This is a genomic window from Sporosarcina sp. NPDC096371, assembly GCF_044762865.1.
GTDB lineage: Bacteria > Bacillota > Bacilli > Bacillales_A > Planococcaceae > Sporosarcina.
The window spans coordinates 1-13,336 of the sequence record NZ_JBIWFE010000006.1; the positions used below are offsets into that span (position 1 = coordinate 1).

The 13,336-nt window shown below is 40.7% G+C and carries 10 protein-coding genes and 2 pseudogenes; 9 read left to right on the plus strand and 3 right to left on the minus strand.

Features of this window, described 5'->3' with window-relative positions; all coding sequences use genetic code 11:
* Positions 1-276: 276 nt before the first annotated feature.
* The 5 genes and pseudogenes from ACIQ0H_RS15595 to ACIQ0H_RS15615 all read left to right on the plus strand — a co-directional run bounded on the left by ACIQ0H_RS15595 (position 277) and on the right by ACIQ0H_RS15615 (position 4,878).
* Positions 277-573, plus strand: coding sequence for a hypothetical protein (locus ACIQ0H_RS15595; protein ID WP_403416586.1), 297 nt, complete (start codon positions 277-279; stop codon positions 571-573).
* A gap of 248 nt (positions 574-821) precedes the next feature.
* Positions 822-1,928: pseudogene (locus ACIQ0H_RS15600) on the plus strand (IS110 family RNA-guided transposase); the annotation flags it as partial.
* A gap of 436 nt (positions 1,929-2,364) precedes the next feature.
* Positions 2,365-2,682: a nucleoside triphosphate pyrophosphohydrolase family protein gene (locus ACIQ0H_RS15605; protein ID WP_403416592.1), complete on the plus strand. Its 318-nt coding sequence runs from the start codon at positions 2,365-2,367 to the stop codon at positions 2,680-2,682.
* A 99-nt stretch (positions 2,683-2,781) separates the two neighbouring features.
* Positions 2,782-3,922, plus strand: a pseudogene (locus ACIQ0H_RS15610) (IS3 family transposase).
* Between the two features lie 308 nt (positions 3,923-4,230).
* Positions 4,231-4,878: a CAP domain-containing protein gene (locus tag ACIQ0H_RS15615; RefSeq protein ID WP_403416595.1), complete on the plus strand. Its 648-nt coding sequence runs from the start codon at positions 4,231-4,233 to the stop codon at positions 4,876-4,878.
* A gap of 687 nt (positions 4,879-5,565) precedes the next feature.
* Here the strand turns inward: ACIQ0H_RS15615 and ACIQ0H_RS15620 are convergent.
* From ACIQ0H_RS15620 to ACIQ0H_RS15630, 3 genes are all read right to left on the minus strand, one after another.
* On the minus strand, positions 5,566-6,657 hold the full coding sequence (locus ACIQ0H_RS15620) for a copper resistance D family protein (RefSeq protein WP_403416597.1): 1,092 nt from the start codon (positions 6,655-6,657) through the stop codon (positions 5,566-5,568).
* A gap of 3 nt (positions 6,658-6,660) precedes the next feature.
* Complete coding sequence (locus ACIQ0H_RS15625; RefSeq protein ID WP_403416600.1) at positions 6,661-7,236, minus strand: copper resistance CopC family protein; 576 nt, start codon at positions 7,234-7,236, stop codon at positions 6,661-6,663.
* Between the two features lie 699 nt (positions 7,237-7,935).
* Positions 7,936-8,493: a helix-turn-helix transcriptional regulator gene (locus ACIQ0H_RS15630; protein ID WP_403416601.1), complete on the minus strand. Its 558-nt coding sequence runs from the start codon at positions 8,491-8,493 to the stop codon at positions 7,936-7,938.
* 22 nt (positions 8,494-8,515) lie between these two features.
* On the opposite strand from ACIQ0H_RS15630, the gene ACIQ0H_RS15635 reads away from it, so the two are divergent.
* From ACIQ0H_RS15635 to ACIQ0H_RS15650, 4 genes are all read left to right on the plus strand, one after another.
* On the plus strand, positions 8,516-8,656 hold the full coding sequence (locus tag ACIQ0H_RS15635; RefSeq protein WP_403416604.1) for a hypothetical protein: 141 nt from the start codon (positions 8,516-8,518) through the stop codon (positions 8,654-8,656).
* 357 nt (positions 8,657-9,013) lie between these two features.
* Positions 9,014-9,235: a hypothetical protein gene (locus ACIQ0H_RS15640; RefSeq protein ID WP_403417163.1), complete on the plus strand. Its 222-nt coding sequence runs from the start codon at positions 9,014-9,016 to the stop codon at positions 9,233-9,235.
* A gap of 171 nt (positions 9,236-9,406) precedes the next feature.
* A complete protein-coding gene (locus tag ACIQ0H_RS15645; protein ID WP_403416606.1) occupies positions 9,407-11,374 on the plus strand; it encodes a putative thiazole-containing bacteriocin maturation protein in 1,968 nt (655 codons plus the stop codon).
* Positions 11,371-13,314 (plus strand): TOMM precursor leader peptide-binding protein, encoded by a 1,944-nt coding sequence (locus tag ACIQ0H_RS15650; RefSeq protein WP_403416609.1) that lies wholly within the window; start codon positions 11,371-11,373, stop codon positions 13,312-13,314. Before ACIQ0H_RS15645 ends, ACIQ0H_RS15650 begins: the two co-directional genes overlap by 4 nt.
* Positions 13,315-13,336 lie beyond the last annotated feature (22 nt).

Here is a 13,336-nt window from a genome sequence, read left to right on the forward strand (position 1 = left end):
GCACCCACGACCTGTTCTTCACCTCTACTATATAAAAAAAGTAGTACAAACCAATGCCTTGGCCTGTACTACTAATCTTAGTATGTTTAGTTTAATAAGGATTACTGAAGTCAACATACTATTTGTTGGCTTTTTAAATTCGCAGTAGGACCATTAAGCGTCGTGCCAACGATTAAACGCAGCATAAGCTAGCGTAATTTTTTACGTCATAAAATTTAATACGGCAGGATAACTGAAGAGGAATATTGAATGTGTAATAAAAGGGGGGATCTTCAAATGCGTTACATTTATATGTTGCAAGATTTAGTGAGTATCGAGTCACTTGGAATTTTACTTGAACTCTTATTGGTTACTATTTGTATTTCGACGATAATATTTATATTATCAAAAAATCAATATGTTTCGTATCTAGCTTCAGTTCCGGTTATGTACTTTATTTCGTGGTTACAATACGGTTCATCCCATTTGTTTCTTCTTATTGTTGCGATGACGGTTCAAGCAATGATCATAATCATAATCCAACATCACACAAAAAAGAAAACAGTGGTTGCCAAACAGGGTGAAGTAATTTAACCAATAATTTGCTTGTTTTTCTTTCGTCTTAGGACCATTATGTGTAGCACCAAGCACCTTTATGAGGTGTTTTTTTAATGCCTCCTAAGTGGGTAATTATGGTACTATTATAATAAATGGTTCTTCCACTAACGAGGCAGCATTCCTGTTTGAAGGATGTTCGGGGTCTTGAAAGAAAAAGAGCCCTCTTGTATGATGCATGAGTGTCATCGACCATTGACCCATCATCAAACAAGAAGGACTTCTCTATGCAGTTTAAATGGAATGAAAAAATTAATCAAGTTACTGAAAATACACTCGTTGTTGGTATGGACATTGCCAAGCGCGTTCATTACGCGTGCTTTGTTGATGAACGTGGGCGCGTGATTGAAAAAGCTTTTGCGGTACATCAATCAAAAGTAGGCTTTGAAGGTTTGTATGAAAAGATTCGTCAAACAATGAAGGAAGCTAAGAAAACAGACGTTATCATCGGAATTGAGCCAACAGGCCACTACTGGATGAACTTGGCTTACTTCTTAGATCACTACGGGATTCCACTCGTGATGGTCAATCCAATACACGTCAAACGTTCAAAGGAACTGGACGATAATTTACCAACTAAACACGATAAGAAAGATGCACTTGTAATAGCTCGTTTAGTGAAGGATGGACGTTTTAGCTATCCTCGTCTATTAAAAGACTTAGAGGCTGAACTCCGTATCGGATCTACTCTCCGTTCAAAGTTAACGGAAGATTTAGCGAGTATTAAAAATCGAATAATCCGTTGGCTTGATCGCTATTTCCCAGAGTTTACTCAAGTCTTTCCGGCTTTTGGAAAGATGGCGCTTGCGGCATTGGAAATGACGCCATTGCCACAGGATATTGAAGGGAAAACAGCTGAGGAGTTGGTCTTTCTCTACCGTAAGGTAGAGGGGATGAGGACGCCACAGTTACCGAAAGCAAAGCTTCTCATTGAAGCATCGACTAACTCGATTGGACTAACAGAAGGGACGCAGGTGGCCCGACATGAAATCACCACGCTCCTACGTCAGTATCGCTTATTAGAAAACGAAATTGCATCTGTGAACAGCCAATTAGCTGAAATGGCACAAACAACAATGGAATACGAGCTACTATCTTCCGTGCCTGGTTTAGGAGATGCGACGATTGGTGATTTACTTTCAGAAGTAGGGAGCTTTTCACTTTATGAAAATCCACGCCAACTTATCAAACTAGCGGGATTAACATTACGTGAAAACTCGTCTGGTCAACATAAGGGACACAAACATATCTCGAAACGAGGACGGAAGAAACTCAGATATATTCTTTTCAAAGTAATGGTACCACTCATTCGTCATAGCGAGACCTATAACCAGAAGGATGACACGGAGAAGCCAGCAAAATAACTAAACTAAGACTATGAGTCCCTGGGGCATCTTAGCAGGCCTCTGCCTTATGAATAGACCGAACGAAGGAATGTTAGCGCATTGACGCTAAGAGACATGGGAGGGTACGTCGTCATAAGTATCGCAGAGATCCATTGTGCATCACATAGTGGATAAATAAGCTAATGATTTCCATTAGTTTTAGCGAAGCGCGCGCTCTATTTGGTAATAAGAATAAGAAATTCAAGACTCTGTTTATGAAATGCGTGAAAAAATATTTACTCTACATCTTGAAGTGGTGCAAAACGTTGATACATCAATGTTTATAGAGGGAGGTTAGTTTAAGTAGTTATTGTTGTATTTTCGTTTAGATTAAGGCATAATACAAATTAGAACGTACGTTTCGAATGGAGAGGAAATGAAAAATATGAATTTTAGCGAAGCCGTTAAACGTTCTATACAATTAAGAAAAGTCTACCATCGTTTGGAACGACAGTATCATGAAACAGAATGGACAGTAGAAGAAGATGCGTTAGCTTTCCTGACAGATGCTGGTTTGGTCGGTCGTCTAACAATGTCTCAACAGGGTCGTTGGCCAACCAATGGGGAAACTGAATCTGAACTTGAACATAAGATTGGAGAATGCATATGGTGGCTGATTAATTTGGCTGAACGCACGAATATTGATAGCGGTGAAGCATTGGAAAAATTCTTATCCAAAACAGAAAGAAAACTAGGGGATTGAACTAGGCACTGACCTAACAAAATGAGACAAATAAAAACACCTTTCGTTGAAAAATGGGTATTACTATCCTAACTAGACAACGTGGAGGTGTTTTTTGCTTTGGGAACAAGAGTAAGTTATCCGGTAGAAGTGAAAATGAAGGCAATTGAAATGCGGTTAGCTGGGGTGCCAGTAAAAGAGGTAATGGAAGAATTGAACATCCGAAACTATACGCAACTCGAAAAATGGATGATTTGGTATCGAAATGGCAAGCTGCACCGACTTAAACAACCTGTTGGAAAACAATATACCTTCGGTAAAGGGCCTGAATATGAAAATGAAACTGCTAAATTACAAGTGGAGAATCGTTACCTAAAGCAACAGATTGAGGTCTTAAAAAAGTACGTAGAGTTGGAGAGGAAGTGGTGCCAAAAGTAGTGATCCAATTGGTGGAAGATTTAAAAGGAACCATTCCCGTAGGTGTGATCTGTCGCCATTTGGGTGTAGGTCGCTCATCGTATTATCGATGGAAGATGAATGCGGACAACCAGACGGAGAAGGAGATTCGGAATCGTCAGATTGGCGACTTGTGTAAACAGCATAAGTTCCGATATGGTTATCGAAAGATTACCGCGCTGTATCCGGGAGTTTGTGAGAAGACTGTACAGCGTGTCATGCAAAAGTATGGCTGGCAATGTCGAGTAAAGGTGAAGAAACGGAAGCGCACTGGGCAGCCGACATATGTCGCACAGAATTTATTGGCACGTGATTTTACAGCATCTAAGCCCTTCGAGAAGCTAGTTACGGATATTACCTACTCCCTTTTGGCCAAACGATGATGTATCTTTCAAGTATTCTTGATGTCTATAATGGAGAGATTGTGGCACAAACTATTGGTTTTACACAAGATACCGTTTTTGTGTTGGATACGCTACACCAATTGCCAGAGCTACCAGAAGGCTGTATTCTGCATAGTGACCAAGGTTCTGTTTACACATCCTACGCTTACCAGAAAGCAATCAAAGAAAAAGGAATTACCATGAGCATGTCCCGCAAAGGCACGCCAGCTGATAATTCCCCTATCGAAACGTTTCATTCCACGCTAAAGTCTGAAACGTTCTATCTCGACAATATCTACCGTACAACGAATGCATGTGTGATACAAATCGTCGAAAAATTTATTAATTACTATAATAATATCCGAATTCAAACGAAACTAAACAGCCAATCGCCGGTTAAATACCGTCAATTGGCTGTATGATAAGGTGTTTTATCCTTGTCTCAAAAAGAGTAGTCAGTGCCCAATCAATTTTGCGGTATTGGGGTGTTTTTTACGGAATTAAATTCATTTTTACGATTGGTTACCAACAGTTGATATAGAAGAAGGGGGGAAAGCGTCAACCCCAAATTAGAAGAAATTTAAAGAGAGTTGTCCAAGAGTATCCAGATTTTAAATGAATAAGGTCTTTTGCAAAGGTATTTAACATAGAACTGGACTCACAGGAAATAATATCCGTTATTCAGAGTCTAACAGGCGGTATGATAGTTTGCGAAGGGAGGAGTAATGAGATGAAAAAAACTATTGCAGTACTCATGCTCGGTTCGGCGCTCTTACTTCCGAACAACACAAGTGTAGAAGCTTCATATTCAGACAATGAGGTGCAGGTGCCAAGTGCACAGCACGAACAGTGCAACGTAAATGACTATAAATACAGCTCGAATGAAGTTGCACCAGAGAAACCAGGCGAAGTTAAACCAGAACAACCAGGTGAAGTTGCAGAAGAACAACCAAGTGAATTTGCACCAGAAGTATCAGGCGAAACACCGGGAGAAGCGTCTATTTCCGAGATTGAAAAAGCCGTTCTCGACTTAACAAATGCAGAAAGACAAAAAGCAGGTCTTAAACCACTGCAATCAGATAAAAACTTAATGACATCTGCACGTCAAAAATCAACAGACATGGCTACAAATAATTACTTTTCACATACAAGCCCAACATACGGTTCTCCATTTGATCAAATGAAGGCAAATGGTATCACATATAAAGCAGCAGCGGAAAATATTGCGATGGGCCAGCGTACAGCTGAAGAAGTCGTAAAAGGTTGGATGGAGTCACCAGGGCATAGGGAAAATATTTTAACGCCCGGTTACACGCATATCGGTATCGGCTTTGACAAGGACGGTAACTACTGGACACAGCAGTTTATTCAAAAATAAAATAGTGTAGAGCCATCCCTTGCACCGGAAATCATCGGGTGTAAGGGATGGCTCTTTTTTAATAGAACATTCCTGATTTTTATCATCCACTGCAATCAATTATGTTAGAAAACGTTTTTGCGCAGTTCAGGTACTCAGTGGCCACTGAAGAAAAAATAACATTGACAGAAGATGTTACCCATTGGTGAAACAGATGAATAAAGATAGTTCTGGGTATTCTTCAACGTAATCAATTCCAAGAGTCTAGTATCCTCATTCTTGGTTGAAGGTGAAGTAATACGATCAATTGGAGAGTGGCAACTGATTAGCGGGTACAGACGCATCACGTTTGACCTTCCGAGTCCATCTTTATCGAAGAAGAAGTCACAGATTAAACCACAGTAACCTCTTCCCTAAACAAAGGTGAAGGAATGGAAAAGATTGAATCTACTGTTGTTCCAGCAGAGTATTCAACTTGGACGGGCATCGATGGATATAAAAGAAACCTAAATTTGATATACAATGAACATAACACAATATAATTATTTAGCTAACGGGTGCAGGTTAATTCAAGAAGGATAAATTTTTTTCTGAATTAATTTGAGTTCAAAAAAGCGCATCCATTTCTAGATAGTACTTCAAAAGAAACCAAAATTGACAATAAAAAAAGAGCGACTCAACTTAATAATTTTTTGAGTCACTCTTCTTTTAGCGAATTACCACAGTCACCATTAACATAAAGTATAAACTGCTTACAAATAAGCAACTACATAGAAAAGATACAATGATCGATGTTTTTTTGAGAAAAGATAATACAATTAATCCTATAAATAAAAGAGATAGGAAAAAGAAAAGTACTGTGTTTAAGTTCACAACAAAGCCAATTGTATTACTAGAATTGATGAAGTTAGTGTGAAATAGACGGAATAAAGGTGACACCGCATCATTCGTTAAATAATTGCCATGAGGTGGTGATTGTTGTGAAAAAGCGGCTGTAATCGTAAAAATTGTCAATAAAATAAAGCTTTCACCACGAAGCCAAGGAATTGTATTGAATGAAGCATCTTTAGATAGTTTATATTTAACAATTGAACTATTCGCCAAAGCATAAAAAATAAGGGGCAGTAGGAATAAATGTTTTAATAATAAACCTTGTCCATACGAAACTATCCACGAATCGATATATCCATCAACCATTACCTCCATCAGAAACAGTCCACTAAGAGCCGTAGCAGTTAAACAGCCAACAGCGACCATCGAAAACCAGCTTAAAAATTCGAGCCAATTATTTTGATTAATCGAAAACCAAGCAATTATAAGTAGAATTCCAACCCAAATGCTGACAGCTGTTAAATGAAGAAAGTCGCTTATAATTCCTATAGTTGGATCAATAGCTCCCGCATGGCTTGACCAAGCAACTGTTAAAATCAGCAAAAATGTAACAAATACCCCTAATAAAGGGGATTTATCCTTTTCTGGAAACCTCGTCAAAGAAATTAATATAACTAACACAACCGAGCCAAGTAGGGTAAAGGCCCATGCATTCCCGATTGTGTAAGTTGTAAGAACGATTTTAAACGATTCAAGTAAACCTAAGCGTAAAGAAATATATAATATACTCTCTAGTACTGGTAAAAAGGATAAAACTGGTATAGTTATCGCGCTAATAAGTAAAAAGCGTTTTGGAATTTTTATATCAGGACGATATTTATTTGGGACAAGTAGAAGAATAAAACTTCCAACTAAGACAGAGAAAAATAAATATAAAAGCGCCTGACTAATAATTACTAATATACCCATAAGTTATTTCTTTCTTCTAGTAAGGAAGAAGAAACCACCTGCAACAAGGATAACTAATAGTAAAATTAGAATAACTGTCGTAGAAGGTGATTCTTTTCCCTCTTCATCTGTTGAAGGTGATTCTTGAATTTCTGTAGATTGCTCAGCTGATGCTGTTGGTTCTTCAACAGCATTCGTTGTTCCTGACGGTTCCTCTGTTACTTTTTCTAGAGATTCAGGAATTGGCGCATTTACTGTAAATGAAAAATTACCTTCTAATGGGTGACCATCTGTACTAATAATACTCCAATTAACTTGATATTCGTCATTTGGAAGTGGCTCAGCAACAGTTCCTGTTAATGTACCTTCACCAATAATAATTTCTTGTAGTTCAATACCTTGACCTGAGGTCGTTGTTACATCAATAAAGCTACCTTGTTCAATTTTACCGTCAAAATCAAGAACAATTTCATTTAACGGTTCCGTTATAACGGAACCATCTGTTGGATTCGATCCTCCAAAATGCGAGTGAGCAAATGCACTATTTGAAAGAGACATTACTAGTAAGACTATTACTGCTGCAGCAAAAATATGTTTCAAAATAAATCCTCCTTAACTTTTTACTAAATGGACAATAAATATTACTATTTTATTATCACCAATTATTTTATCAATAAAACATGAAGTTTATATGAAATTATCTTTGTAAAAAAAGAAAATTAATAATCAAGTACCTACTGTATCAAAGTAGTCTTTTTTTAGTCTACTATATCCCAAAGAAAAAATGAGCTAAGGAAAATAACTGAACAAATTTGGGTAAAAAAAGGGAAATGAGCCTTATTCAACTTAGTTGAATAAGGCTCATTTAATTAATCAAACAGTTTTATAAGAATCTCATACATAGTTAGAAAGATTACCTCCATATTGAACAACCTTTTTTTAAGATGGAGATATTGCATTTGCTGACTACTTCATACATACTTCTTCAACTAACGAGTGCTTTAGTTTAATAAGAATAGGACTTGTGTTTATGATTGAAATTCATGTAAGCAAGTCCTTTTGTGATGATTCCTAAATCATCACAAAGCCGCCCTACATGCCTCACATGACAACACATTGAAGCAGTCAATAAATTGTCATGAACCCTCTCAATATAAAAACGACCAATAGAGTACTAAATTAAGTAACTGAAAAACGGTTCCCCACGTTGTCTTCATTCGTATTGTTTGATTAGTTCCAGTTACTTGCTTTTTATTTGTTCCCGTACTACCTTGGGGTGTTTTACGTTGGCCTCCATGCCTAAGCCCAGGAAAAATGGACGATCCATGGTGTAAACGAAGTGTTCATTTTTGTACGAATCGTACCAAATCCATCCTCTCGCAGTTTAAGCCACTGGGATAACCATACTTCTGATTGAAATCGCCTTACTCCCTCTGGTGTTAAATCTATCTCAAGGTCTAACATATTATCCTCATTTGTTGGCATGATCCACGACTTTATGTGCTCATTCGTCATGTTCAATTTCAAACTTTGGTCTGCGTCTAAAGAAAAATCCTTCACTCTATCTACACGAAACACTCGATAATCCTCTGCTAAGAAGCAATAGGCCTGGCAGTACCATAACCCTTTCATCGTATAAATCCCGGGAGGTTGAATTACTCTACTTTTGCTAGAAGAAGCTTCATACAGGATAGTGACGACATGTTGCTCCAGTGCAGCTTCAAGTAGTTCCTTTAAGAACGGAACATTTAACTCATGTGGAGGCACCCAAAATATAAGCCGTTGTTGCATACTTTCAATCTTTTTCTTTAGTTCACTCGACAAATAGTGGGGAAATTTATCTAATGCTATATTCACTTCGTTTTTGAAGGGGGGTGATTTGGACTTTATCGCAATTCACTTCAAGCAGAATAACCGCTACCATGTAGCACGACTTAGAGAGAAGTTGCTTGATAGAACAACAATTGAATTTGCGCCATCGAGTCCGAATCATGCAGACCCAAACAATACTTCCATCTAAAATCGCTCAGAAATTACTACAACGGGATGTTCGCTTTCATGATGTTTCCATATAAAATGGTATGAAATCTCCGTTATCTGAATAATCCATTGTGGCAATTATTTTGAAATGTTCTATGTCTGGCTGATAAGAATAGGCATTGAAATCAGTAGCATTATCCACCCATTGTTCATAAATTGTTTAGGAGGTGTATATGAACTATTGGTGGATTCACCTATTACCCAGTTGTTTTAGCTCATTTTTATTTTGTTTCCACTTTCATAAACATAGCACATCTTGTTAATTTAATTTCAGGAGGTGGCAAGAATGAATGAATTCCAAAACGAACTCCAGATGTTGGATGTTGGCGATTTCAATATGAGTGAGGCAGTTGCTTTGGACCCAAACGGATCCTTTTCAACTCCAGTTGCGCAGATCGGTAATATCGGTGGCTGTGGCGGTTGTTTTAGCTGCTTTAGTTGCTTTAGCTGCTTTAATTGCTTTAATTGTTTCCGTTGCTCTAATTGTTTTCGTTGCGGTGGTTGCGGTGGTCGTTGTGGTGGCGGTGGTCGCTGCGGCGGTCGTTGTGGTGGCCGTTGACACGCTTAATATATCTAGATTTCTAAAAAAAACCGTGATTGCCAAGGTCCCTGCAGTTGTTGCAGGGACTTTTCTCTATAAGGTTAAACATATGAAACAAGCTACAGTACATAGGATGTAACGTTAGTCATAATATCGATTTAGGAATAACTGTGGTTAAGGAGGAGCGGAATGCCAAATTTGACCCCTATGATGCGTCTGAAAGTGAAAAGGGACACATTTTTTCTCCCCGATTCAAATAACGGTGTTTATTTTCGGAATAATAAAAGTTCTTTTCGTGTGGAAGGAAATGAAATCATTCAATGGATTGAAAAACTGATACCGATGTTCAACGGGAAGTATACGTTAGGGGATTTGACAGATGGATTGCCTGGTCCATATCGAGATCGTGTCTATGAGATAGCGGAAGTGCTGTACCGAAATGAGTATGTTCGGGATGTGAGCCAAGATCTTCCTCATCAATTGGAGGGTGGGGTTCTTAATAAGTATGCCTCTCAAATTGAGTTTTTGGACAGTTTCGGTAATTCGAGTGCTTACCGATTTCAAACCTATCGTCAGGCAAAAGTGTTGGCCGTTGGCGCGGGTCCTTTTTTTGTTTCGTTGGTTTCTTCATTACTTGAATCCGGATTGCCCAAGTTCCATATGCTAATCACGGACTCGGGGTCGACCAATAGACGGCGGTTGATGGAACTTGTGGCACATGCCCGTAAAACAGACACCGAGGTAGCGGTAGAAGAGGTTAGCCTGCAGAAGGAGGGGGAATGTTTTTGGCAGGAGATTGTTCAACCGTTTGATTCGATATTGTATGTGTCTCAGGAGGGCGATATTGAGGAACTCCAAGTTCTTCATAAGGTTTGTAGGGAAGAAAAGAAGGTGTTTCTCCCGGCTATATGCCAACAGGGGGTGGGCATTGCGGGTCCACTAGTGCATCCAGATTCTAATAGTTGTTGGGAGTCTGCGTGGAGGCGCATGCACCGAGATGTACTTTCCAAAGAGCAACAGTTCACCGCTTTCTCTGCAACTGCAGGGGCAATGTTAGCAAATGTAATCACATTTGAATTGTTTAAAGAGATTACAGGAGTGACCGAATCTGAGCAGAGGAACCTATTCTATCTGCTTGATCTAGATACATTGGAAGGAAACTGGAATTCGTTTTTGCCTCATCCGTTGGTGGATGGACACGTGTCTAGCGAATGGGTAACAGATTTGGATGTGCGTCTTGAACGAAGCTTAAGTAAAGATGAAACGAATGGATTATTACTTTACTTCAGCCAGTTGACATCGGAAGTATCAGGGGTTTTTCATATTTGGGAGGAAGGAGATCTAAAGCAGCTGCCTTTAGCTCAGTGCCGCGTTCAGGCAGTTGATATGTTGTCGAAGGGACCCGCTGAGCTTTTACCAGACATTATTTGTACGGGTCTGACGCATGAGGAAGCACGGAGGATAGCGGGACTGGCTGGAATAGAATCGTATGTGTCACGAGCGGTTGAACTACTCGTTGCGACCCTACCTTCATATCAGGAAAAAGGGGAGAAGGTGGTAGAAATAAAGGAATTCATCGGAGTTGGAGCGGGGGAAACGGTTGCGGAAGGTATTTGCCGGGGATTGCAAAGGTGTTTGGACAAAGAGCTAAGCATGCAGCTGATAAATAAAAAAAATCATGTTGCTCGGTTGCAATTGAATAAAGTAGAGGATGAACGCTGCCGGTTTTATTTGGAGGCACTGACCACAATGCAGGGCTCACTGACGATCGGTTTAGGAGAGGAAGTGAACGGTTTCCCTGTCATTTGGGTCGGAACGAATGACGGCTGGTATGGTGGTGTAGATTTGACTATTACATTGGCGTTGCGAAAAGCGTTACAACAGGCGCTTATGAAGGTACAATGCCCTACGGCTTCCCACCCGGTGCAAGCGCAGGAAGTTTCGTCCGTTCTACTAGAAGAAAAGGGACCACTCAGCCTTGTTATCTCCGCTTGTGATGAGAAGAGCCAGTCCGATATTTTGCATTCAGCTATACAAATCCTAGAACGGAATCACAAACGGCTATTCGTATTTGATCTAGCAATTGAACCATTTTTGAAAGAGGGACTCGCAGGGGTGTTTGGCGTGTTGTTACGAGAGGAGGAAGAATCCCGGTGAGTGCTGTCGTGATGGTTGTTGGAGAAGGATTATTGGCTGACCGTGTGTGCGGGGATCTATCCACTCAATACGAAGTAGTACGCCGCCCCGATTTCGAGGCGGGAGTACCAGAAACGACTGATCTGGTTCTGGTATTGCACGATACCTTGAATCCTTCCATTCATAAAAAGACGGAAGAGGTCTTACGGCCAACCTGCATACCTTGGCTGCGAGGCTTTGTTTCATATGGAGAAGGAGTGATTGGGCCACTAGTACGCCCGAAAATACCAGGCTGCTCCCAGTGTGCAGACAAGCGACGTCTCATAGCCGGACGAGACCGTAAAGAGATGTGGGAGTTAGAACAGAGATTTGAGGCTCACGTGGGAATTTCGTGTGATGCTTGGGTATCGCGTACGGGACTATTGCAAATGGCGCACCTTCTCGAGTCGGAGGTACGAAGCGTACTAGATGGAGATCATGCTCATTCTGAAGGTCGTTTATGTTTGATCAATCTGAAATCGCTAAAGAGTTCATGGCATTCGTTTCTTCCTGACCCATTGTGTCCGGTCTGTAGTCGATTACCCGATGATTCACCAGCTACGGCCCGAATTACTCTGCAATCTAGTCCGAAGATCAGTACTGACAGTTACCGCTGTCGTTCCATGGAAGACCTGCAAAATATACTAAGCAAGGATTATCTAGATGAGCGGACTGGTTTAGTAAATGGAAAAATGCATGACCTCGTCCTACCATTTGCCGATGTAAGTGTTAATCTGCCGATGTTTACGGGAGACGAGGGGGTGGCAGGCCGAACTCTTTCATACAAGGTTAGTGAGTCTACGGCTATTTTGGAGGGGTTGGAGCGGTACTGTGGGCTGTCTCCAAGTGGAAAACGAACAGTGGTTCATGACAGCTTCCGCAATCTGGAAGATCGAGCGCTTAATCCTCTTAAGGTAGGAGTGCATTCAAAGGAACAGTATGCGCTGCCTAATTTTCCGTTCAAACCGTTCCATCCTGATCGCTCCATCGATTGGGTTTGGGGTTATTCGTTTTTGAAAGAGCGTTCGATTCTGATTCCAGAGTTGCTTGCTTATTACAGCTTGGGCTGCGGAGAGGGATTTGTCTATGAAACTTCCAACGGATGTGCGTTAGGCGGTAGTATAGAGGAGGCCATTTTCTACGGTATTATGGAAGTTGTAGAGCGTGATTCGTTCCTGATGACTTGGTACGCAGAGCTAGCACTACCGCGTCTTGACCCTTATTCTACGAATGATCAAGAATTAAAGTTGATGATTGACCGTGTGCGGGCGGTAGGTGGTTATGATCTCCATTTTTATAACTCGACGATGGAGAACGGAATTCCAAGTGTTATGGTACTGGCGAAAAATAGGGAAAAAATAGGGTTGAATATCATCAGTGCGGCCGGCGCTCATCTGGATCCAATACGAGCGGCGAAAAGCGCGATTCAAGAGTTGGCAGGCATGATGCGAATACTTGACGAGAATTTAGAAGCAAACCGGGAGAAGTATGTGCGAATGTTGAAAGACTCTTCCTTGGTACTGAAGATGGATGATCATGGGATGTTGTATGGGCTGCCGGAAGCGCAAGAACGCCTACAGTTTTTGTTAGATGATAATCGCCCATTGCGAACGTTTGACGAGGAATTCAAATGGGAGGCTGTGCATGCAGACCTCACGGATGATCTGCGGGAAATTCTCCAGGTGTTTAGGGGATTGAACCTCGATGTAATCGTAGTGGACCAAACGACACCGGAAATCAAACAAAACGGACTGTTTTGCGTTAAAGTACTGATTCCGGGGATGCTGTCGATGACATTCGGTCAACATCTTACCCGAATAACAGGGCTTGAGAGGGTTCTCCGGGTGCCAATGGAACTCGGATATAAGGAACAACCGCTAACACTTGGACAGCTCAATCCATATCCGCATCCGTTCCCATAACCAGTCGTTAGGAGGTAGGAGG